This is a genomic window from Geobacillus zalihae NBRC 101842 (assembly GCF_001544135.1).
GTDB classification, from domain to species: Bacteria; Bacillota; Bacilli; order Bacillales; family Anoxybacillaceae; genus Geobacillus; species Geobacillus zalihae.
This window is the reverse complement of the sequence record NZ_BCPV01000011.1, coordinates 57111-79453: the sequence shown is the minus strand read 5'-3', so window position 1 is coordinate 79453 and position 22343 is coordinate 57111. Positions and strand designations below refer to the sequence as shown.

Genomic DNA, 22343 nt, shown 5'->3' with positions numbered 1-22343 from the left:
GGGAAACAGCCCCTTTTTCCATTATGTCAAATTTTTCGGCAACACCGCGTTTCACTCTTTTTTCATTTAGAAGTGTTCATCTCCACAAAGTGTACTTGACAAGTGAGGCTTTTTCGCGCGTCACCATGTCTGAAAAATGTTGATTTACTGATTTTCCCTTACAGAAGAAAGCGTGAGATGTTTTGAAACCGTCAAGCACAGAAATACATGATTTTTGCTGATGGAGGGCGTGTGCTCGGCGCAGGCGGCGTTGAGCCTTTTTGGGGACTTGTGTTCACTTGAGCGACTTGAAAAAATCCCCTTTGAGCGACGGCCATATTTGGGTTGCGATGTGCGAATAATATAAAGAACGAGCGTCAGTCCGGCTTTGTATAAGCGGGGTGAAAAGGGTGTTTGGGACATTATTGAAAAGAAGAGAGAGAACGCTTGAACGGACGGTTGTGGAAATTCAGCGGGGAAATGAAGCGTTGCGCAATGAGCTCATCCGGCAATATAAGCCGTTTATCGTTAAAACAGTCTCAAGTGTATGCAAGAGGTTCATTCATGAGGAAGATGATGAGGCGAGCATTGGACTGATCGCTTTTAACGAAGCGATTGAAAAATATGCGTTGCACAAAGGAGGTTCCTTTCTGTCGTTTGCGGAGCTGCTCATTAAGCGGCGCCTCATCGATTACATTCGAAAAGAGGTGAGAATGCGAGAGGCCATATGGCATGTCGAAGATGGAGAAAACGGCGAGCAGGCGGCGCAAACGTACGTAGATGCGAAATTATCGGTTGAGGAGTTTTATAGGCAAATCGAACAAGAACAGCGTCGGGAAGAAATTCTTCATTACCAGCAAGTGCTGAAACAATTCGGCATTCATTTTCACGATTTAGTCGAACAATCGCCAAAACATAAAGACGCCCGCCTAAACGCCATTCGCGTCGCCCAGCTGCTTGTCGAGAACGAACACTTGGTCCACTTGCTGTTTCAAAAAAAACAGCTGCCGATCAAGCAGTTGGAAGCGATGGCATCCGTCAGCCGCAAAACGATTGAGAGAAATAGAAAATACATTATTGCGATCGCGGTTATTTTGGCAGGCGATTACATTTACCTAAAGGACTATATAAAAGGGGTGCTTTCATCGTGAAAAAGGGAATTGTGCTGGAGTTGGATGAAGAGTTCGTCACGGTATTGACGCCGGAAGGGGAATTTCTTCGATTGAAAAAAGAAAAAGAATGGGAGATTGGAGAAGAGGTCAAAGCGAATGCGGTTGGCCGTCCTTTTCCGTTTTGCCGCCGTTCGTTTCGATATGCGCTCATAAGCGTTCTGACGGCGGCCGCGGTGCTTCTGGCGACTTGGATTCAATGGCCTTCTAATGCGGTGTACGCCTACATGTCGATCGACATCAACCCAAGCATGGAAGCGGGAGTCGATGCGGAGCTGCGCGTGTTGACACTGAAGGCTTACAATGAGGAAGGAAAGAAGGTGCTGACGGCGCTTCCTTCCTGGAAACGTCAACCGTTTTCTTCGGTAGCGAAACAAATCATTGCGCTAAGCGAACAAAAGGGGTATTTAAAGAAAGGCGGGGAAGTGCTGATTACGACGGTGGAGAGGGAGCGCGACGCCTCTTCGGCGCGGAAGCTGTCTGCCGCGCTCGCCGATATCCAGCGGTCAGTGGCGGATGACCGGATTGTCATTACCACGGCCAATAGTACGATGGCCGTGCGCAACCAAGCTGTCAAACGGGGGATGACAACCGGAAAATTATTGCAAATCGAGAAAAAGGTGAAACCGGCCTCGTCTACATCCACCAAGCCGGACAAAGGGAACGGACAAGTCGGAAAGAGTGAAAAGAAAGCATCACCATCAAAAGGGAGAAAACTGGAACAGCCGGCGCAAGTGAAACAGAAGCATAGGGAACAGAAGACGAAACAGCAGAAAAAAGAAAAACAGATGCCGCACGAGCGGAAAAACTCCGGTTTAAATAAGGAAAGCTCTCCGTCAAACAAGGAAATGTCTCCGAAAGGGAAAAAACATGGAAACGCCAGACCATCGCGGCCGGGCGGTCATTATGTAGAGAAAAAAGCGGCAGGCGGCCGGCCGGATGGCAACGACCAAAAAGAGCGGCGCCATCCGGCCCATCCCGGCCGTCCTTCGGAAGCAATGAATTCCAAAACAAAAAAAGCCGAGTGATGGCGCTCGGCTTTATTCTGTTCTCCGGCCGGCCAGTTCGCTTTGCGCCTGGGCGACGAGCCGTTTTGTAATTTCCCCGCCGACGGAGCCGTTGGCGCGCGAAACCGTGCCAGCCCCGAGCTGTACGCCAAACTCTTGGGCGATTTCGTATTTGATTTGTTCCAACGCTTGTTCGATGCCTGGAACAAGCAGTTTGTTGCTTGAACGAGCCATATGAAATTCCTCCTTGATGGTTTTTTGATGAGGTATGATTAGTATGGACGACCGAACAAAGAGATATGGTTGGGAATTACAGGAGGAATTTTTCATCCTATTTCGCGCAGGAGACTCCCACTTCAACGACCAAAGGGAGTAAGTGGGAGAGGAATGCGCGTTCCCCTTTTCTTTTGTGTATGATATAATAAAGGCGTGGAGAAAACCGTTTAATAAAGGCACTCCAATCACGGCTACTCGATGTATGGAGTTGGTTACAGGAAACGTTGTAACCGTAAAACATCGAGCGTAGATCCGTCTGTTGTGTGTGGAAGCCAAGTACTGCCAACAGACACACCGAGAGAATCGGTAACGATGCAGGCATGACCTACGTCGTTGGGTAGTTGTCAACCTGCCCTGATGCAACCCCAAGTCAAGGAAGGAGGACGAAGTCCGCTTGTACTTCTGGGGAGTTGCAAGCCCCCACTTCAAGCGTTAGCTAAGTGGGGGTAGTTGACGGGTTCGTGGAACGATTTCATGCGCCCACTCATTATTTTGTCCGATCCACAGCTGTTTACGTTGCCGCTTGGCCTCAATCGCTTCAAAGGACAGTACATCAGCTATTGGAACTACATTATGGCGGCATCCATGGTGTTTACGCTGCCGGTGTTGGTCATTTACGTCTTTTTCAACCGCTACTTCATCAAAGGAATTTCGTTCACGGGCGGAAAATAACGGACGTTTTGTACAACGGTTTTCCGGTCATGACAAGAAGGGGCTGTTCGCCAAACGGAGGGTTGTCCTCCTTTGGTGGCAGCTTTTTTTCGCGCGGCATATCCATGAAAAAAACGCACATCATATAAGTGGAAATATCGACTTCATAAGAAAGGGACCGAAGCGATGGAATGGACGGTGCAGCTGTCAAAACAGGCAGGGAGGCAGGCTGGTCGGGGGTGGGCGGTCGCTGCGCTTGCCTCGATTCCGCTTGTCATGACGCTGGGCAATTCGATGCTCATCCCGGTGCTGCCGGCGATGGAACGGCATCTCGACATCACGCCGCTGCAGTCGAGCCTGCTGATCACGATGTATTCCGTTGTGGCGATTTTGTTCATTCCGCTGGCCGGATATATAAGCGACCGCATCGGGAGAAAAATGGTCATCGTTCCAAGCCTGTTGCTGGCGGCGGTGGGAGGGGGGCTGGCGGGATGGGCTGCTTGGCGGGTGAGCGACCCGTACGGCTGGATGATCGCCGGGCGCATGTTGCAAGGGCTCGGGGCGGCCGGGGCGTTTCCGATCGTTTTGCCGCTTGTCGGGGATTTGTTTCCGGATGAGGAGGAGGCAAGCCGCTGTTTAGGGACGGTTGAAACGGCGAACACGTTCGGCAAAGTGCTAAGCCCGATTCTCGGGGCGATGCTGGCTGGCATCATTTGGTTTTTTCCATTTTTTTCGTTCCCTGTCTTTTGCCTGCTATCGGCAGCAATGATGGTTTGGTCCATCCAGGTGCCGGCGCGTCGGGAGCGGCCGTTGCCGTTTCGGGATTTTATTGCGGTGGTGGCGGCGATTTTCCGCCGCGAAGGGCGTTGGCTGATCGGGGTGTTTGTCATCGGCGGTTTGTTGATGCTTGTGTTGTTTGCGTTTTTATTTTTCCTTTCAAGCCGTCTTGAAGATGTGTATGGCATTGATGGAATGAGGAAAGGATGGGTGCTCGCCATCCCGCTCGGGGCGCTCTGCCTCGCTTCATTTGCGGCCGGGAAAGCGATTGGCGACCGGAAACAGCGGATGAAATGGGGCGCTGCAGCCGGCTCCGTTCTATTGGCGGCTGCGTTGGCCCTCGTTCCCCTTCATCCATCCCTTTCCGTTTGGCTGGCGTTGTTCTCGGCAGCCGGCATCGGCATCGGCGCTGCGCTGCCGTGTTTAGATGCGCTTATCACGGAAGGAATTGAGAAAAGCGAGCGCGGGACGGTGACATCGTTTTACAGTTCGCTTCGTTTTATCGGCGTGGCTGCCGGGCCGCCGTTGGCAGCCTGGCTGATGAAACATGGCACGGCGCCGCTCCTGTTGCTTCTTAGCGTCATGGCGCTGCTTGGCGGCGCTGCTGCTTTTTGGCTCATTCGCCCAGAAACCGATGAAGGAGGAGTAGCATGAAAGCCGTTACGTATCAAGGCATCAAAGATGTAGCTGTCAAACAAATGCCTGATCCGAAAATTTTAAAAGACGATGACATTATTGTCAAAATTACCAGCACCGCGATTTGCGGCTCCGATCTCCATTTAGTGCATGGGATGATTCCGAACATGCCGGAAGATTTCATTATCGGCCATGAACCGATGGGCATTGTCGAGGAAGTCGGCCCGGCGGTGACGAAAGTGAAAAAAGGCGACCGGGTCATCGTGCCGTTTACGATCGCCTGCGGGCAATGCTGGTATTGCCAGCACGGGCTCGAAAGCCAATGCGATGCGTCGAACCCAAACGGCGAATCGGGGGGGTATTTCGGCTATTCCGAGACGTTTGGCGGCTACCCGGGCGGGCAGGCTGAATATTTGCGCGTTCCGTTTGCCAACTTCACTCCGTTTGTCGTCCCGGAAAACTGTGAGTTGGAAGATGAAAAATTGCTGTTTTTGTCGGACATCATCCCGACCGCGTTTTGGGGCGTTGATGAGGCGGGGGTAAAAGATGGCGACACTGTTGTCGTGCTCGGCTGCGGCCCAGTTGGGCTGCTGACGCAAAAGTTTGCCTGGATGAAAGGGGCGAAACGCGTCATCGCCGTTGATTACATCGATTATCGGATCGAACATGCGAAAAAGACGAACAAAGTCGAAACGTTAAATTTCACTGAATACGAGAATGTCGGAGAATATATTAAAGAAATGACCGGAGGCGGGGCCGATGTCGTCATCGATTGTGTCGGGCTCGACGGAAAGATGACGCCGCTTGAGCTTATTGGCTCAGCGCTGAAGCTGCAAGGCGGGGCGATGGGGGCGATCGTCATCGCTTCGCAGGCGGTGCGCAAAGGCGGAACGATCCAGCTCGTCGGGGTATATGGCGCCCGCTACAACCAGTTTCCGCTCGGCGATTTGTTCTCACGCAACATTACGCTGAAAATGGGGCAGGCGCCGGTCATTCATTACATTCCGACGTTATACGAGTGGATCGTGGAAGGGAAGTTCGATCCGACCGATATCATTACCCATCGCCTGCCGCTTGATGAGGCGCAATACGCATACGAAATTTTCGACGAAAAGAAAGACGGCTGTATTAAAGTCGTGCTCAAGCCGTAACGTTCTAGCGATGCATAAAGGCAGTGCGGCCGAGACACGATAAGAAAAAATGTGGGAAGGAGGATGCGGGTGAACAATGTAGCGTTCCCGGTCGCCTGTCTCCATGACGGGACGCTCCGCCAGCTGCAGCAGCTTGAACAGCGGCTGCGCGAGGAGACGGGGGAAGAAATTGTGCTTGTCGCTTATGAGCGGAAAACGGTTGATGAGGAGGAGACGAAACGATGATGAAGCGAAAAGTGAAATTTGACGCAGCGAAAAACAACAATAAAACGCCAACGGAAAGCTTGCCGGATACCGAATTTGCGGCACAATATGCCGGCGAGGAGGACATGATCCGCGGCGCGAACCGCAATTCGAAAAAAGGGCGGCAAGGAGGCGGGGATGGGTAAAGAGCAAAAAGGGCGGACTGCCCAACGAAATGAAGAAATGGCGTTTGAATGGGGCGATTTCGCTGCCCACGAGCCGCTTTGGATCATGGAGGAACAAAAACGGGCGAAAGAAAATGAAAAGAAACGAAAAAAGCAGGGATAACGCTCCCTGCTTTTTCACGTGGTGCACAAAAAAGCCGTGCCTCCGGCGTTTGGCCGTTAGGCGGATGCCGAAGCGGACAAGGCGGACAGCGGCGCGGAAAACAGCGTTGCGCCGGTGCCGGACGGATCAAAATAGGCGACGATGACGGTTGGCGCAAACGAGAGCTGCTTCGCGGCGATATAGCGGCCGACATCAACCGGCACGATTTCCACGACCGTATGTTTAAACAATTCCTTTTCCCCGAGCCCAAGGGCGGCAAAATCCGCTCCGAGCGCCTCGGGCCGTTCGAGCAGCGCACGGTAGACGGCCGTGCGCGCCGTTTTGTCCGTTTTCTCATTCCACCACGGTTTGCGCGGCTTATATTTTTGATTGCGCAAGTAATCGTATTTCATGAGCGACTCGGCGACCGGCAGCGCGTCCGGGACGGCTGTGCGCAAAAATTCATGCAGGCGGCGGAACAAGTCTTCCAGTTGGTGGCCGATGCGCGCCCAGCCGCGCTCATCCCAATACGTGCCAAACTGCTGGAAAAAGTCAAACGGCGACGGGAACACATCGGTCACCAAGTACTCGATCGTTTCGTCCATTCGATGGGCGTTCCAATATTTTTCAAGCACGTCTTCCACTTGCTTGATGCGGATGACGTCATCAAACGACAAGACGTTGTTGGCGAGCACTTCGTATGGCGCATGGTCCATATACACATAGCCGTACTCCTCGGCGCGCAGGCGCAACCCAGTGCCGCGCAGCAGTTTCAAAAAGCCAAGCTGCAGTTCTTCCGGACGGAGGGCGAACACGTCGTTAAACGTCTTTCGGAACGAGTTGTAGTCTTCTTCGGGAAGACCGGCGATCAAATCCAAATGCTGGGCGATTTTCCCGCCCTCTTTAATCATCGTCACCGTTCGCGAAAGTTTGGCGAAGTTTTGTTTGCGCATAATGAGCCGGTTTACTTCGTCGTTCGTCGACTGGACGCCGATTTCAAAGCGGAACAGGCCGGGCGGCGCTTCGCGGTTTAAAAACTCGATCACCTCGGGACGCATGATGTCGGCGGTAATTTCAAACTGAAAGACCGTGCCCGGTACATGTTCGTCAATCAAAAAGCGGAACATGTCCATGGCATAGCTGCGGCTGATGTTGAACGTCCGGTCGACGAACTTGATCGTCCGCGCCCCGTGCCGCATCAAGTAGCGCAAGTCGTCTTTAATTTTTTCGCGGTCAAAGTAGCGGACGCCGACTTCAATCGAGGACAGGCAAAATTGGCAGCTGAACGGGCAGCCGCGGCTCGTTTCAACATACACGACCCGGTTTGGAAGATGAGGAATGTCTTCCGGGAAGCGAAACGGCGACGGCATGTCGGCAAGGTGGATTTTGTTTCGCTGCGGATTGATGACAATGCGGCCCCCGTCGCGAAATGCGAGACCGGCGACATCACGGACGTCTCCATGGCCGTCTAAAGCGAAAAGCAGCTGTTTAAACGTTTCCTCTCCTTCGCCGACGACGATAAAGTCAAACTCCGGCACCCGCTCCATCCATTCACGCACATCGTACGACACTTCCGGTCCGCCGGCGACGATGACAATATTCGGCGCTGCTTTTTTCAACAGCTTGACGACTTTGATCGTTTCTTCAATGTTCCAAATGTAGCAGCTGAAGCCGATGACATCCGGACGGCGTTGGTACAAATCAGTCACAATGTTCAGCACCGGGTCTTTGATCGTATACTCAACAAGCTTGACGTCAAATTCGGGCTGAGCGTATGCTTTTAAATAGCGGATGGCTAAATTCATATGAATGTATTTGGCATTCAATGTCGCACAGACGATGTTCATCGCAACAAAACCCCTTTGTCTATAATATAGCAGCAAAACTCCTTTGTCTATAATTTATAGATGCAATTGGAAGCTTTCATTTGGCTTTAAGCGAGGGGGGAGAGTTGACTATCATGCAGTTTAGCCAAATGAAAAAGCTGAAAAACTTGTCGAACATTGTGGAAAAGAATTTTAAAAAATCTTCGTAAATCAAGGGAGGAGTAAATTTTTCCACATCGAATATATATTTCGTTGAATGGTTTGAATAGACAAGGAGAGATGGATATGGCCCAAAGCCTTTCTCCTCGGGAAGAACAAAATGCATCGACGGATGTGCGGTCGCTTGAAGAGGAAAATCGGCGGTTAAAAGAGCGGTTGAACAGTTATTCGATCATTTTTGAGCGGTCGCTCGATGCGATCGTGATTTTAAATAAAAACGGTGAATTTGTCGATGTGAACGAAGCGGCGTGCAAGCTGTTTGAGATGGATAAGTTTTCGTTGATCGGCCATTCGTTTTCTTCGTTCCTCGAACTTGTGCCGCCCGATATTTTGCTGTTTCAGCAGTCGATGCTGCAAAAGTTCGGTTCGTTCAGCGATGAACTGCTCATCAAACTGCCGGACGGCAAAGTGAAGCATGTGGAATTTTCGATGAAAAAGGATGTGTTCGACGAATTTGACCTTGTCATGATGCGCGACATCTCAGCCCATAAGGCGCTTGAGCGCGAACGCATCATTCATGAGTTTTTGTTTCGCGACGTATTCAACCGCGCCGTTGACGGCATCGTCATTTTCGATGAATTTGGGCGGTTTATCGATGTCAATCCGGCGTTTTCGATGAGCTTGAACTTGGAAAAAGGAAAACTGCTCAATTTGTCGTTTCAGCAGTTCGTCGCCCGCGAATGCGCCAATGAGTTCGCTCGGCTGCTCGCGGAAGTGAAAGAAAAGGGAACGGCCAAAGGCGAGTTGTCGCTTGTCCGCCCGGACGGAACGGTGAAAATGTTTGAGCTGACGGCGACTTCCAACGTCTATAGCGGGTTTTACATGGCCATTATGCGCGATGTGACAGAAAGAAAAAATATGGAAATCAAGTTGCAAAAAAGCGAAGAACGGTTCCGGGCTATTTTCGAACAAGCGCATGAGGCGATCCTCATTTGGGACGATTTTGGCTACATATTGAACGCCAATCCGGCGGCGAGCCGGACGTTTGAGCTGCCCTTGAATTTGCTTGTGCGCCGCAATTTGTTTGATTTTGTCGACTATGGGGACGAAAAGGTGAAACGCATTTTCAGCGAGTTCCGGCGCAAAGGGGAAATCCGTGACGAGCTGACGTTTCATATGCCGAACGGTGAGGATAAGCAGCTCGAGTTCACCATGAAAAAAGGAGCGATCGACGGGTACCACTTGACGATTTTCCGCAATGTGAGCGAGCGGCGGAAAATCGAGCGCGAGCTGCGCGAAAGCGAGCAAAAGTTCCGGAGCATTTTCGATCATGCGATGGATGGTATTTTGCTTTGGGATGCCAAGCATCGGATCATCGACGCCAATCCGGTTGTCTGCGGCATTTTTTCCGTCGAAAAGGAGGCGCTGCTTGGCCGAATGGTGGTCGAGCTCGTTCCGGAGCGGGCGCGCCGCCAGCTCAACAAGCTGCTTCAACAATGCCAACGCACCGGCGAAGCGAGCGGCGAGGTCGAATTTTTCGACGAGGGAAAAGGGAGAATTATTGAGTTTTCACTGAAAAAGGAAGTGATTCCCGGCGTCGGGATGATGATGCTGCGCGATGTGACCGAGCGCAAGGAGATGGAGCTGCAGCTGCGCAAGTCGGATACGCTCAACGTCGTCGGGGAATTGGCCGCCGGCATCGCCCATGAAATCCGCAATCCGATGACGGCGCTAAAGGGTTTCATTCAGCTGTTGCAAGGAAGCATTGACGGCGACTATTCGATGTATTTTAATGTCATTATGTCGGAATTGAAGCGGATCGAATCGATCATCACCGAGTTTCTCGTTTTGGCCAAACCGCAGGCGGTGCAATACAAGCAAAACGACATTTGCAAAATCATGCAGGATACGATCGATTTGATCAGCGCCCAGGCGATGATGCATAACGTGCAAATCATTGCCGATTTCGACCGCGGGCTGCCGCCGGTGTATTGCGAGCCGAATCAGCTGAAGCAAGTGTTCATCAATATTTTGAAAAACGCCATCGAAGTGATGCCAAAAGGCGGGGACATTACGGTGCGCATCACCCGCGCCGGGTGCTATGTGCGCATCTCCATCACCGACCAAGGATGCGGCATTCCAAAAGATAAAATCAAAAAGCTTGGCGAGCCGTTTTATACGACGAAAGAACGCGGCACCGGCCTCGGCTTGATGGTCAGCTATAAAATCATAGAAGAGCACCAAGGGAAAATTGAAGTGGAAAGCGAAGTCGGCGTCGGCACGACGTTCCATATCACGTTGCCGATCGAACGAATGGAAAGAGAGGACGACGATGACGATTGAATATGCAGTATACCGCTCAGAGCTGCTCGGCGACATTTACGTCGCCTCCGACGGCGACGCGATTGTCAAAGTCGAGCTGTTTCCAGAAGAATGGCGCGCGTTCGCCGGCGAACATTCGGTTGTCAAAAGCTGGTCGCCGCTTCTTGAACGCGCGCTTAGGCAGCTGGATGAGTATTTCCACGGTCGACGCCAAGTATTTGACTTGCCGCTGAAATGGAAAGGGACGCCCTTCCAAGAAGAAGTGTGGGCGGCGCTTTGCCGCATCCCATACGGCGAGACGGCGACATACGCTGACATCGCTGCGCAAATCGGCCGCCCGAAGGCGGTCCGCGCCGTCGGCCAGGCGAACCGGGCGAATGAGCTCGCCATCATCGTCCCGTGCCATCGCATTGTCGGCAAAAACGGCGCCCTCGTCGGCTACGCCGGAAGCCGGACCGATGTAAAAGCAAAGCTGCTGGAGTTGGAGCGGCGCTATCAATCGCGCTTCAGCTGATCGGTGGGTGTGTATGCCTCCCAAAATGGCGCCCGCCCCCATGACGCGAATCCATGGGGGCAGGGAACGGGACATTATTTTTTTTGCCAATGCGACAACGCGAGGGCGCCGACTAAAATGGCGCCTTTAATAATGTCTTGGGCGTAATACGGGACGTTCATCATCGTCAAGCCGTTCAACAACACGCCCATCAAAATCGAACCGAACAGGGTGCCGATGACGTTCGGCTTGCCGGCGCCGAAGACAGAAAAGCCGATGTAGGCGGCGGCGACGCTGTCCATTAAAAGCGAGGCGCCGGCCGACACTTGCCCGGTGCCGATGCGCGAGGCAAGGACGATGCCGCCTAAGGCCGCAAAAAACCCGCTGATGACGTATGCATATGTCCGATAGCGGTTGACCGGGATGCCTGAGAGCCTTGCCGCCTCGCGGTTTTCCCCGGTCAAATAAAAGAGGCGGCCGGGTTTCGTGTACGTTAAAAACAGATGAGCGGCAATGACGACAAACAGCATAAGCAAGACCGAAAACGGCACGCCGAACAGCTCTCCCTGGCCGATAAATAAAAAGGAAGGAATGAATTTGCCCGGCGCCGTGCCGCCATCGGGCAGCGGCATGTCGTTGTAGATCGAAAACCCTTTCGTATAGGTGAGCTGCACGCCGTTAATGGCGTACATCGTCGCCAACGTCGCGAGCAAATCGGGCAATTTGAATTTGACGATCAACAACGAGTTCAAGAGCCCGACAGCAATGCCGAGCAACAGCGGCACGAGCAAGGTGACGAAAATTTCTTGGCGGTACAGGACGAGCGCCGCCGCACTGGCAATCGTCGCCAAGCTCACTGTCGAACCGACCGACAAATCGAAGCCGTCGACGATGAGCGAAAATGTAATGCCAATGGCCACCAAGGTGACGATGGAAATGGAACGCAAAATGTCGCTGAAGTTTTCATAGGTGAAAAACCGGTCTTGTGTCAGGCCAAAATAGGCGATTACAGCCAAAATGGCAAGCAGTGTGCCATGTTTATACAAAAATTCAAGAATGAACGGCGCCGCTTTTTTCGACGGCGGCGCGGAAACGGCCGGCTGGCTCATCGATCTCACCTCCGCTGCAATAGTAAACAAGCTGTTCATACGTCAATTCAGCGGCCGGCAGGCGAGCGAGCAGCCGGCCGTCGACCATCACGTAGATGGTGTCGCAAATGTCAAGCAGCTCTTGAAATTCGCTGGAAAAGTACAGCACCGTTTTTCCTTCATCGGCAAGGGAGCGAATGATGGAAAACACCTCTTGTTTCGCATGGACGTCGATTCCTTTGGTCGGTTCGTCAAACAAAAAGACGCGTGCGTTTGTGTTGAGCCATTTGCCGATGACGACTTTTTGTTGATTGCCGCCGCTCAAGTGGCGAACGACGGTGGTGCTTGACGGCGGATGAACACCTAGCGAGCGGACGAGCCCGTCGGCTTCAGCCGCTTCTTTCGCCCAGCTGATCCATTGCCAGCGCGACAGGCGGGAAAGAAGGCGGACGGTCAAGTTCGTTTTCACTGATTCGGGCAAAAACAACCCTTGTTTGCGCCGTTCTTCCGGGATGAGGCAAAGGCCGGCGTCGATGGCTTCATAAGGCGATGAGAACACATAGCGTCTGCCATCAATTTCCCACTCGCCGGATGTGTTCCGGTGGGCGATGAGGCTTTCGGCAAGCTCCGTCTTGCCGGCGCCAACCAAGCCAGCGATGCCGACGATTTCGCCGCGGTGGGCGTATAGGTCGACTGTTGTCCCGGTTTTGTCGATCAACATTCCGCGGGCGGCAAAGGCGATGTCGCTTCTGTATGTGCGTGCTTGTTTCGCGGCGGCGGTCCGCTTCGTTCCAGTCATATGAAGGACGATGTCCTCAAGCGGCAGGCTGCGGGCGCCTCCGTGATAGACGACGCGGCCGTCGCGCAAAATCGTCAGCCGGTCAGCGATCTCCTGCACTTCTTTCAGTTTATGAGAGATGTAAATAAAGCCGACGCCTTGCTGCTTCAGTTCATCGATGATGGCAAACAGACGCCTTGTTTCCGCCTCGCTTAAGGCGGCCGTCGGTTCGTCTAGGATGATATAGCGCGCGTTGGATGACAGCACTTTGGCGAGCACAATCAGCTGCTTTTCATGGAGCGAGCAGTCGCGAACCAATTTCGTCGGCGGCAACGACAGGCCGACGCGGCGAAGCAGGGCGGCGGCCCGCTCTTTTTCTTGACGCAGCGAGCGAATCGGCCGTTGCTTCACATGGACGAACTCGTCCGCCGCTACATTTTCGTAAATCGGCAAGCCGGGAAAGAGCGCTGTGTCAACTTCTTGAACGACGAGGCCGATGCCGGCTTGTTTTGCTTCGCGCGGCGATGAAAACGTGTATATCGTACCGTCGATCGTGATCGTACCAGCGTCAGGCGGAATGGCGCCGGCCAAAATGTTCATGAGCGTGCTTTTGCCGGCGCCGTTCATGCCTAAAAGGGCGTGGACTTCGCCAGGACGAACGTCGAAGTCCACGCCGTCGAGCACGCGCACGGCGCCAAACGATTTTTCCATGCCCCGCATTGACAACCCGTTCATTTTTTGTTCACCTGGGCTTCCAACGTTTTCATCCACGGCGAGATGGCGACATTGGATTGCCCCCAGCCCGGGATGTATTGCGAAAGCTCATTCATCGACACTTGTTTGTCCGGAAGATCGGACCGTTTCACTAAATGCGGCTCAAGCGAGTAAATGTTCGGCGTTTTTTCTCCAGCGATTTTTTGATACGCGAACCGCACTTGGACGCGGCCGACTTCGGCTGGGTCGGTCGCCGTTGTCGCCACCCATGGGCTGTTTGGTTTTTGGATCATTTGCAAGTCTTCATCGCTCAAATCGATGCCATACACTTTAATTTCCGTGCGCCCAGCTTGCTCGATGGCGCGCGTCGCCCCTTTGGCGAACTCGTCCCAAGTTGCGAAGACAGCGTCAATGTCGCCTTTGTTCGGGTATTTTTTCAAAATCGCTTCCATTTGCGTTTGTGTGTCCAAAGCTGTGTTGGCGCTCGCCGTGCCAAACTTGGCAATTTCTTTAATGTTCGGATAGCGTTTTTTGAACGCGTCATAAATGACATGGCGGCGTTCCATCGGGGTAAAGCCGCCGACCCAAATCGTGACGATGTTGCCTTCCCCGTTTAAGTCTTCTGCGAGCGTTTTTAATGTTTTCCAGGCGAGGCTGTAGTCGTCTTGGTCGATGACGGTGACGCCGGGAATGTTCAAATCGTTGTCAAACGCCACAACTGGAATGCCTTTGGCAACGGCTTTTTTCACCGGGCCTTCGAGCGCATCGGCGCGGCCGTGGTCAAGCAAAATGGCGTCCACATTTTGTGTAATGGCCGTCTCAACGTACGATGCCATTTTGGTTAAATCGTTGTCGGCGTTGTAAATTTGCACTTCGCCGCCGAATTTTTGCACTTGTTCTTTGACGCCGGCGATGTATTGCGATGAGAACGTGCCGATGGACAGTTGCATAATGGCGGCGATTTTCACCGGCTTTTTCAACTTTTCAGGAATGGCCGCTTGCTCGTCGCTTGTTGCCGTCGAGTGGCTGGATGTCGTTTCCGTTTTGTTGTTCGTGGTCTTGGCTCCGTTGGCTGGCTTGGAGCTAACGGCATCTTGCTCGTGTGTGCAGCCAGCCAAGATGGAGAACACGGCAAAGAAAAGAAGAAAAAGGGAAGATAAGGCCTTAAATCGTTTCATGTTGCTCCTCCTTTGTGAATAATGATGGCAGCGTTGCGTTGTAATTGCCGCGAATGATGCCTTTTTCGGTAATGATGGCGGTAATGAGTTCGTTTGGCGTTACGTCAAACGCCGGATTGTATACGTTGACGCCTTCCGGAGCGATGCGCACGCCGGCGATGTGGGTCACTTCATCCGGATGGCGCTCTTCGATCGGGATGTCCGCACCTGTTTTCGTCGTCAAATCGATCGTGGACAACGGCGCAGCGACGTAAAACGGAATGTCAAACGACTTCGCGAGCAAGGCCAGGCCGAACGTGCCGATTTTGTTCGCCGTATCGCCGTTTTGCGCGATCCGGTCGGCGCCGACGATGATGGCGCCAATGCCTTTCGCCTTGATCGCTTGCGCTGCCATGTTGTCGGTGATGAGCGTCACATCAACGCCCGCTTGTATCAGTTCCCAAGCGGTCAGGCGCGCCCCTTGCAACACCGGCCGCGTCTCGAGAGCGTAAACGGATAGTTCAATTCCTTTTTCTTTCGCCAAATAAAACGGGGCGAGCGCCGTTCCGTAGCGGGCGGTGGCGATCGAGCCGGCGTTGCAGATCGTCATCACCCGATCGCCCGGACGAAAGAGCGACAACGCGTATTCGCCGATGCGGCGGCACACATCCTCATCTTCCACTTGAATGCGAATCGCTTCGTGGACGAGCGTCGTTTTGGCCTCGTTGACGGAAAGGGCGTCGGCCGCAGCGGTGACGAGCCGATCGAGCGCCCAAAACAAGTTGACGGCAGTCGGCCGGGCACTGGCTAGGTAGTCACGATCTCGTTTCAAGCGACGGCGGAATTCATCGACCGACTCGGTGTCATAGCTCGAAGCGGCGAGCGCCAAGCCATAGGCGGCAGTGATGCCGATCGCCGGCGCGCCGCGCACTTTCAGCGTGGCGATCGCGTCATATACGTCTTCAATGGTGTGCAAGTCGATATATTCCGTGACTGTTGGAAGTTTTTGTTGGTTTAAAATCGTCACATGCGTCTCGCGCCATTCGACTGAGCGCGGGATGGCAAATGTGCTCATTGCTGTCTTCCTTTCTTTTGGCGTTGTTCGTTTGTCCGGCCCGTCGCCGGCGGGCCGGATCGAATGGCATTACTGCTTGGTTTCGGCGAGCAGCCGGCGGAAGCCATCCGTTCCTGTCAGCTCAGCCCGCTCAATGATCAAGCGACGGCCGAGGCGGAGCGCATGCCGTTTGGCAACAAGCCGTTCATCTTTGTGCTCGATGCCGTCAAGGTCCGCCACATGGGCGAGGCCGATCGTCCGGCGGATGACTTCGCAGCCGGCAAAGCCGACAGCATCGATGAACGCGTGCCGGAGCACGTCCTCGAGCAAGCCCGGCGTCGCGGCGTACGTTTCCACGCTCTCGGTGCGCCAAAGGTTTGAGAACACGGACGCAAAGACGTCCCATGTCCGGTCGATGTGGTCAAAGAGCGGTTGGCGCTCTAATTCAGAGCGGGACAACGCATTTAACAGCAAATTGGCGAAAAATTGGCCAAGGTCAAACCCGATCGGACCGTAAAAGGCGAATTCTGGGTCGATCACTTTCGTTTCGTCGGCGCTTACGAAAATGCTGCCGGTATGCAAATCGCCATGCAAGAGCACATCGGCTTCGGTTAAAAACTTGCGCTTCAGCTTTGCTGCTTCTAGGTGGAGTCGGTCATCGCGCCAAAGCGCTTCAACGTCTGGGCGCAATTCGTCTTCAAAGTTGTTCGTTTCGTGGTCAAAAAACGGGTCGGTGAAGACGAGGTCTTCGGTAATTTTGCACAGTTCCGGATTGACGAAGCTTTGCGCCAATTTCTTTTTCTCTTGCTGGTTCATGCCGAAGTCAGACGTATAAAATGCCGTTTTGGCGACAAACTCGCCGATATGCTGGGACAAAAGCGGATACGTTTTCCCTTCGATCAGCCCTTTGCGGGCGATTTGCAAACGGGATAAGTCTTCCATCACCGTAATGGCGAGCGATTCGTCAGAATAGTAGACTTTCGGCACGTATTGCGGCACATAGCTCGCAAACGTGCGCAGCGCGTTGCTTTCGATGACGGCGCGCTTTAACGTAAGCGGCCAGCTTTCGCCGACCACTTTGGCGTACGGCAACGCTTGTTTGATGATTACGCCTTGCTTTGTTTCTTGGTCGACGATATGAAACACTAAGTTCAAGTTGCCGTCGCCGATCTCGCGGCACAAAAGAGGCGCCCCGTCGCGGAATAAGCCGAGGCGGACAGCGAGAGATACCGCCTTCGGTTCGGTCAGCGGTTCGTAAACCGATGTTTGAACAGTGGTCATTGCCTTGTTCCCCCTTTTTTCATTTCGCTCGTTTTCAAATGCCGGTTCTGACGCGCGCTAAAACTCGGCGTTTCCGACAAATGAAAAAGCCTCTTTCGCATACGGAAAGAGGCTTGAAGATTCATTCGTTCTTCGCGCCTCTTATCTTTCAGAAAGACATCGGTCTTTCTGTTGGACTTAGCACCGTGCCCTGCGGAAGCATGACGCTTCCGGCGCCGCCCTTGGCGTGCGCCCTATCTCACGATAGCATTACGGTCGGTTGCTGGGCTTCATTGGGCCAATTCCCTCAGCCAACTCTTGATAAGAGTACCGATTTCTTGTATTCAGTTTCGGGAATTTTCACGATGTTCTCAATCGTTTGGTTGTTTGATTCGAATGATACATGGTCGGCCAATCGATTGTCAATACGTTTTGAAAAAATTTTTTGCCGTTTCATAGTCGTGCGGCCGGCGGTCGGCAAACACCGGGATGCGCGCACGGACGTCCGCAACGAGCGCGGGATCGATGTCGGCCGAGAGAATGCCCGGCTTCTCGTCCGCCTCGGCGATCACTTCGCCCCATGGGTCGATGACGAGCGAATGGCCGGCAAAGACGTTGTTCGGGTCGCGGCCAGCCCGGTTGCAGGCGACGACGTAGCATTGGTTTTCAATCGCCCGCGCCATCAAGAGCGTCCGCCAATGGTGCAGGCGGGGAAGCGGCCATTCGGCGACGACAAACAGCACTTCCGCCCCAGCCAAAGCATGGGCGCGAATCCACTCCGGAAAGCGGATGTCATAGCAAATGACCCCAGCGCACGGCAGCCCGTCAAGCGAGAACAAGCCTGGCTCGTTTCCCGGCTGCAAATACAAATGTTCATCCATCAATTGGAACAGGTGAAGCTTGCTGTATTCGCCGACGATTTGGCCATGACGGTCGGCCACGATCATCGTGTTTGTCACGCCGGCGGCTGTTTTTTTGGCGACCGAACCAGCGACGAAATGGACGCCGTACGTTTGCGCCAATCGGGAAGCGAGCGCCTTCGCCCGTTCGGCGCCTTCGTCGGCAATTTCATCCAGGCGCGTCAAATCGTAGCCGGTCGTCCATAACTCTGGCAGCACGATGATGTCAGCGCCGTCTTTGGCAGCGGATTCCACGGCCTGTTCGGCTTGCTGTTCGTTTTTTGCTGGATCGCCAAATGCAATGTCAAGCTGCAGGCAGGCGATGCGGATCGTCATGAGCGTTCACCTCGGAAAAAAATTTTTCTTTACATTTTGCTTTTAACGATATATGATGTTGCACTAGAATTTCAAGAATTTTTGAGAAGGTGTGGACGATGACGATCGAATTTCCCTTTTCCGAACTGCTTGAACAGCTGCCGAAGCAGTTTTTCGCCTCGCTCGTGGCGAAAGTCGGTGCGAAGATCAAGGCGGGTTATGATGTGATCAACTTAGGGCAGGGCAATCCGGATCAGCCGACGCCGGCGCACATTGTCGAAGCGATGCAGAAGGCAGCCGCGAACCCAAAATACCATAAATATTCGCCGTTTCAAGGCTACTCGTTTTTGAAAGAAGCCGTAGCGGCGTTTTACGCGCGCGAGTACGGGGTGACGATCGACCCGGCCCGCGAGGTCGCCATCTTGTTCGGCGGCAAAGCCGGGCTTGTCGAGCTGCCGCTTTGCCTCGTCAACCCGGGCGATGTGGTGCTTGTCCCGGACCCGGGCTATCCGGACTATTGGTCGGGGATCGCGCTTGCCCGCGCGCGGATGGAGATGATGCCGCTTTCTTCGGAAAACGGATTCTTACCGGATTACGAAGCCATTCCGGAGTCGGTCGCCGACCGAGCGAAGCTCATGTTTTTAAACTATCCGAACAATCCGACCGGTGCGACGGCGACAAAGGAATTTTTCGCGGAGACGGTGGCGTTTGCCGCCAAGCACGGCATTGCCGTCGTGCACGATTTCGCTTATGGGGCGATCGGCTTTGACGGCCGGAAACCGGTCAGCTTCCTGGAAGCCGATGGGGCGAAAGACGTCGGCGTCGAAATTTATACGTTTTCGAAAACATACAATATGGCCGGCTGGCGTGTGGCGTTTGCCGTCGGCAACGAGCGGATCATTCGGGCGCTTGAGCTTTTGCAGGATCATTTGTATGTCAGCTTGTTCGGCGCCATCCAAGAAGCGGCCGCCGCGGCGCTCCTTGGTCCGCAAGATTGTGTCACGGAGTTGGTCGCATTGTATGAGGCGCGCCGCAATGCGTTCATCGCTGCGCTCTGCGAGATCGGTTGGGAAGCGCCGGCGCCATATGGGTCGTTTTTCGCCTGGCTTCCGCTGCCAAAAGGCATATCATCCGCTGAGTTTGCCGACATGCTGCTTGAGCGGGCGCATGTCGCCGTCGCCCCAGGCATCGGGTTCGGCGAGCACGGCGAAGGGTATGTGCGCGTCGGCCTCTTGACCGATGAAGCGCGGCTTCGCGAAGCAGCGGAGCGGATCGGCCGCCTTGGATTGTTCGAAAAAAATTTTTGAAAAATGATTGACAACGCCAATCGGCGATGTCATAATTCAAAGTAAATTTGCCAATTGTTTGACAAGTGCATAAACGAGCAGGCTTTCTTATCAAGAGCAGGCGGAGGGACGAGCCCAATGAAGCCCGGCAACCGGCTTGGCGCGCGCCAAGCACGGTGCTAATTCTTGCAGCGGAAACGCTGAGAGATAAGAAGAGCGCCATGGATGAGTGACGCCTCTTCTTAGGAAGGGGCTTTTTTATTTCGCCATATATTGAAAGAGGGATGGACGATGAGTGCAGTCATTGCGACGTATTTGCTTCATGATGAACACGATATTCGCCAAAAGGCGGAAGGAATCGCGCTCGGCTTGACAGTCGGCACATGGACCGACTTGCCGCAGCTGGAGCAAGACCAGCTTCGCAAGCATAAAGGGGAAGTCGTTGCGATCGAAGAGCTTGACGAGAGCGAGCGGGTAAACGCCTATTTCGGCAAGCGGTTGAAGCGGGCAATCGTCAAAATCGCTTACCCGACCGTCAACTTCAGCGCCGATTTGCCGGCATTGTTGGTGACGACGTTCGGCAAGCTGTCGCTTGACGGGGAAGTGCGGTTGCTTGATTTGGCATTTCCGGAAGAATGGAAGCGGCAGTTTCCGGGGCCGCGCTTTGGCATCGCCGGCATTCGCGAAAAGGTCGGAGTGTACGACCGCCCGCTGTTGATGAGCATTTTCAAAGGCATCGTCGGCCGCGATTTGGCGTATTTGACATCAGAGTTGAAAAAGCAAGCGCTTGGCGGCGTTGACTTGGTCAAAGATGACGAAATTTTGTTTGACAGCGATCGTCTGCCATTTGCGAAGCGCATTACAGAAGGCAAAGCGGCGCTCAAAGAGGTGTACGAACAAACAGGCAAGCGGACGCTGTATGCCGTCAACTTGACCGGCAAAACGTTTGAACTGAAAGAAAAAGCGAAACGGGCGGCTGAGCTTGGCGCCGATGTGCTGTTGTTCAACGTGTTCGCCTATGGATTGGACGTCCTGCAAGGGTTGCGGGAAGATGAAGAGATTTCCGTTCCGATCATGGCCCACCCGGCGTTCAGCGGCGCGATCACGCCGTCGGAGTTTTACGGCGTCGCCCCGTCGCTCTTGCTTGGAAAGCTTTTGCGGCTTGCCGGCGCCGACTTTGTTCTGTTCCCGTCGCCGTACGGCAGCGTCGCCTTGGAGCGCGAGCAGGCGCTTGGCATCGCCCGGGCGCTGACCGATGAACAAGAGCCGTTTGCCCGGGCGTTTCCAGTGCCATCGGCCGGCATCCATCCGGGCTTGGTGCCGCTCCTTGTCCGCGATTTTGGCCTTGACAGCGTCGTCAACGCCGGCGGCGGCATCCACGGCCACCCGGACGGGGCGATCGGCGGCGGAAAGGCGTTTCGCGCCGCCATCGACGCAGCGCTGGTCGGCCGTCCGCTTCGTGAAGCGGCGAAAGACAACGAGGCGCTGCAAAAGGCGATCGACCGCTGGGGCGCTATTGAGGTGGAAGCATGACGAAACAACTCGTTCTTTTTTGCGATTTTGACGGCACGATCACGGAAAACGACAACATCATCGCGATTATGAAACAGTTCGCCCCGCCGGAGTGGGAGGCGCTAAAGGACGACATTCTCGCCCAGCGCATCTCCGTTCAGGAAGGCGTCGGAAAAATGTTTTCGCTTCTTCCGTCAGCGCTGAAAGGGGAGATTGTTGACTTTTTGCTTAGCACCGCCCGCTTGCGCGAAGGGTTCCGCGAGTTTGTCGCATGGACAAAAGAGCAAAGCATCCCGCTCTATATCGTGAGCGGCGGCATCGACTTTTTCGTCTATCCGCTGCTTGAAGGGCTCATTGAACCGGAGCGCATTTTTTGCAACGGCTCCGATTTCAGCGGTGAGACGATCCGCATCACATGGCCGCATGCATGTGACAGCCGGTGCCAAAACGGCTGCGGCTGCTGCAAGCCGTCGCTATTGCGCAGGCTTGCCCGCCCGGACGGGTATCACGTCGTCATCGGCGATTCGATCACCGACTTGGCGGTGGCCAGGCAAGCCGACTATGTGCTGGCGCGCGATTTTCTGCTTGAAAAATGTCAAGAGCTTGACCTGCCGCACGCGCCATTTGCGACGTTTTTTGACGTGATGGATGCGTTGCAGCGAATGGAGGTGATCGTATGAGCATTGTCGTGAAAAAGTGGAACGAGCTTGCGGAAGTGAAAGCCGAGCTCGCCGCCCGCGATTGGTTTTTCGCAACAAGCGGCAATTTGTCGATCAAAGTGACGGACGACCCGTTGACGTTTTTGGTGACAGCGAGCGGCAAGGATAAGCGGAAGCAAACGGATGAGGACTTCTTGCTCGTTGACGCTGCCGGCCGACCAGCGGAGAAAACACATTTAAAGCCATCAGCGGAGACGCTGCTGCATGTGGAAATTTACAACCGCACAAACGCCGGTTGCGTCTTGCACGTTCATACCGTGGACAACAATTTGATTTCTGAACTGTATGCGCAAAACGGGGAAGCGGTCTTTTCCGGCCAGGAAATCATCAAGGCGTTCGGCATTTGGGAAGAAAATGCCGCCGTGCGCATCCCGATCATTGACAATTACGCCGACATTCCAACGCTCGCTCGGGAGTTTGCGAACTATATCCATGGCGACGCCGGCGCCGTGTTGATCCAAAACCATGGCATCACGGTCTGGGGGCGTACAGCGTTTGAAGCGAAAAAACATTTGGAGGCATGGGAGTTTTTGTTCCGCTGGCAGGTGAAGCGGCTGCTTTTGCAGCGGGCCGGCCTGCCGGTTGGCTAATCCATATACATTTTT

21 protein-coding genes, 1 pseudogene and 2 riboswitches are annotated in these 22343 nt (G+C 53.9%); of the genes and pseudogenes, 14 read left to right on the top strand and 8 right to left on the bottom strand.

The features are described 5' to 3' along the window. Nucleotides 1–389 precede the first annotated feature (389 nt). Nucleotides 390–1130 carry an RNA polymerase sigma factor SigI gene (sigI, locus tag GZ1_RS05665; RefSeq protein ID WP_033006201.1) on the top strand — a complete coding sequence of 247 codons (741 nt, stop codon included), beginning with the start codon at nucleotides 390–392 and terminating at the stop codon, nucleotides 1128–1130. Further along, complete coding sequence (locus GZ1_RS05660) at nucleotides 1127–2176, top strand: anti-sigma factor domain-containing protein (protein WP_060788079.1); 1050 nt, start codon at nucleotides 1127–1129, stop codon at nucleotides 2174–2176. The genes sigI and GZ1_RS05660 overlap by 4 nt, the downstream gene beginning before the upstream one ends. Before the next feature lie 12 nt (nucleotides 2177–2188). On the opposite strand, the gene GZ1_RS05655 is transcribed toward GZ1_RS05660, so the two are convergent. Next, a complete protein-coding gene (locus tag GZ1_RS05655; RefSeq protein ID WP_015374238.1) occupies nucleotides 2189–2389 on the bottom strand; it encodes an alpha/beta-type small acid-soluble spore protein in 201 nt (66 codons plus the stop codon). 498 nt (nucleotides 2390–2887) lie between these two features. Between GZ1_RS05655 and GZ1_RS05650 the strand changes: the two are divergent. From GZ1_RS05650 to GZ1_RS19215, 6 genes and pseudogenes are all read left to right on the top strand, one after another. Next, nucleotides 2888–3103: pseudogene (locus GZ1_RS05650) on the top strand (carbohydrate ABC transporter permease); the annotation flags it as partial. Nucleotides 3104–3268: 165 nt separating this feature from the next. Next, nucleotides 3269–4513, top strand: coding sequence for an MFS transporter (locus GZ1_RS05645; RefSeq protein WP_060788077.1), 1245 nt, complete (start codon nucleotides 3269–3271; stop codon nucleotides 4511–4513). Then, on the top strand, nucleotides 4510–5646 hold the full coding sequence (locus GZ1_RS05640; protein WP_011230439.1) for a zinc-dependent alcohol dehydrogenase: 1137 nt from the start codon (nucleotides 4510–4512) through the stop codon (nucleotides 5644–5646). Before GZ1_RS05645 ends, GZ1_RS05640 begins: the two co-directional genes overlap by 4 nt. Nucleotides 5647–5715: 69 nt before the next feature. Beyond that, nucleotides 5716–5871 (top strand): hypothetical protein, encoded by a 156-nt coding sequence (locus tag GZ1_RS19220; protein WP_167346359.1) that lies wholly within the window; start codon nucleotides 5716–5718, stop codon nucleotides 5869–5871. Continuing rightward, nucleotides 5871–6035: a protein YkzP gene (gene ykzP, locus GZ1_RS18825; RefSeq protein WP_014195259.1), complete on the top strand. Its 165-nt coding sequence runs from the start codon at nucleotides 5871–5873 to the stop codon at nucleotides 6033–6035. The genes GZ1_RS19220 and ykzP overlap by 1 nt, the downstream gene beginning before the upstream one ends. Next, nucleotides 6028–6177: a hypothetical protein gene (locus GZ1_RS19215; protein ID WP_015374241.1), complete on the top strand. Its 150-nt coding sequence runs from the start codon at nucleotides 6028–6030 to the stop codon at nucleotides 6175–6177. Before ykzP ends, GZ1_RS19215 begins: the two co-directional genes overlap by 8 nt. Before the next feature lie 56 nt (nucleotides 6178–6233). Here GZ1_RS19215 and GZ1_RS05635 read toward each other — a convergent pair whose 3' ends face one another. Further along, nucleotides 6234–8003: a B12-binding domain-containing radical SAM protein gene (locus tag GZ1_RS05635; RefSeq protein WP_060788076.1), complete on the bottom strand. Its 1770-nt coding sequence runs from the start codon at nucleotides 8001–8003 to the stop codon at nucleotides 6234–6236. A 264-nt stretch (nucleotides 8004–8267) separates the two neighbouring features. Here GZ1_RS05635 and GZ1_RS05630 point away from each other — a divergent pair, with 264 nt between their 5' ends. Then, nucleotides 8268–10484, top strand: a complete 2217-nt coding sequence (locus GZ1_RS05630) for a PAS domain-containing sensor histidine kinase (RefSeq protein ID WP_033024940.1) — start codon at nucleotides 8268–8270, stop codon at nucleotides 10482–10484. Then, nucleotides 10474–10977: a methylated-DNA--[protein]-cysteine S-methyltransferase gene (locus GZ1_RS05625; protein WP_033024941.1), complete on the top strand. Its 504-nt coding sequence runs from the start codon at nucleotides 10474–10476 to the stop codon at nucleotides 10975–10977. Before GZ1_RS05630 ends, GZ1_RS05625 begins: the two co-directional genes overlap by 11 nt. A 74-nt stretch (nucleotides 10978–11051) precedes the next feature. Here the strand turns inward: GZ1_RS05625 and GZ1_RS05620 are convergent, their stop codons facing one another. The 6 genes from GZ1_RS05620 to GZ1_RS05595 all read right to left on the bottom strand — a co-directional run bounded on the left by GZ1_RS05620 (nucleotide 11052) and on the right by GZ1_RS05595 (nucleotide 18242). Continuing rightward, complete coding sequence (locus tag GZ1_RS05620; protein ID WP_060788075.1) at nucleotides 11052–12065, bottom strand: ABC transporter permease; 1014 nt, start codon at nucleotides 12063–12065, stop codon at nucleotides 11052–11054. Beyond that, on the bottom strand, nucleotides 12007–13557 hold the full coding sequence (locus tag GZ1_RS05615) for a sugar ABC transporter ATP-binding protein (protein WP_060788074.1): 1551 nt from the start codon (nucleotides 13555–13557) through the stop codon (nucleotides 12007–12009). The genes GZ1_RS05620 and GZ1_RS05615 overlap by 59 nt, the downstream gene beginning before the upstream one ends. Then, nucleotides 13554–14714, bottom strand: coding sequence for a sugar ABC transporter substrate-binding protein (locus GZ1_RS05610; RefSeq protein ID WP_011230449.1), 1161 nt, complete (start codon nucleotides 14712–14714; stop codon nucleotides 13554–13556). Before GZ1_RS05610 ends, GZ1_RS05615 begins: the two co-directional genes overlap by 4 nt. Further along, nucleotides 14701–15768: an S-methyl-5-thioribose-1-phosphate isomerase gene (gene mtnA, locus GZ1_RS05605; RefSeq protein WP_020755941.1), complete on the bottom strand. Its 1068-nt coding sequence runs from the start codon at nucleotides 15766–15768 to the stop codon at nucleotides 14701–14703. The genes GZ1_RS05610 and mtnA overlap by 14 nt, the downstream gene beginning before the upstream one ends. 69 nt (nucleotides 15769–15837) lie before the next feature. After that, nucleotides 15838–17028 (bottom strand): S-methyl-5-thioribose kinase, encoded by a 1191-nt coding sequence (gene mtnK / locus GZ1_RS05600; protein ID WP_060788073.1) that lies wholly within the window; start codon nucleotides 17026–17028, stop codon nucleotides 15838–15840. A 138-nt stretch (nucleotides 17029–17166) separates the two neighbouring features. Next, nucleotides 17167–17335, bottom strand: a riboswitch (SAM riboswitch). Nucleotides 17336–17429: 94 nt separating this feature from the next. Further along, complete coding sequence (locus tag GZ1_RS05595) at nucleotides 17430–18242, bottom strand: carbon-nitrogen family hydrolase (protein ID WP_033024946.1); 813 nt, start codon at nucleotides 18240–18242, stop codon at nucleotides 17430–17432. 98 nt (nucleotides 18243–18340) lie between these two features. Here GZ1_RS05595 and GZ1_RS05590 point away from each other — a divergent pair, with 98 nt between their 5' ends. The 4 genes from GZ1_RS05590 (at nucleotide 18341) to GZ1_RS05575 (ending at nucleotide 22328) form a co-directional block, all read left to right on the top strand. Further along, nucleotides 18341–19528 (top strand): pyridoxal phosphate-dependent aminotransferase, encoded by a 1188-nt coding sequence (locus GZ1_RS05590; RefSeq protein ID WP_021321409.1) that lies wholly within the window; start codon nucleotides 18341–18343, stop codon nucleotides 19526–19528. A gap of 84 nt (nucleotides 19529–19612) precedes the next feature. Continuing rightward, nucleotides 19613–19721, top strand: a riboswitch (SAM riboswitch). A 77-nt stretch (nucleotides 19722–19798) separates the two neighbouring features. Then, the gene (gene mtnW / locus GZ1_RS05585; protein ID WP_060788072.1) at nucleotides 19799–21040 is read left to right on the top strand and encodes a 2,3-diketo-5-methylthiopentyl-1-phosphate enolase; all 1242 of its coding nucleotides are present in this window, start codon (nucleotides 19799–19801) and stop codon (nucleotides 21038–21040) included. Continuing rightward, nucleotides 21037–21699: a 2-hydroxy-3-keto-5-methylthiopentenyl-1-phosphate phosphatase gene (gene mtnX, locus GZ1_RS05580; RefSeq protein ID WP_015374251.1), complete on the top strand. Its 663-nt coding sequence runs from the start codon at nucleotides 21037–21039 to the stop codon at nucleotides 21697–21699. The genes mtnW and mtnX overlap by 4 nt, the downstream gene beginning before the upstream one ends. Further along, nucleotides 21696–22328, top strand: a complete 633-nt coding sequence (locus GZ1_RS05575; RefSeq protein WP_021321406.1) for a methylthioribulose 1-phosphate dehydratase — start codon at nucleotides 21696–21698, stop codon at nucleotides 22326–22328. The genes mtnX and GZ1_RS05575 overlap by 4 nt, the downstream gene beginning before the upstream one ends. Nucleotides 22329–22343: the final 15 nt, after the last annotated feature.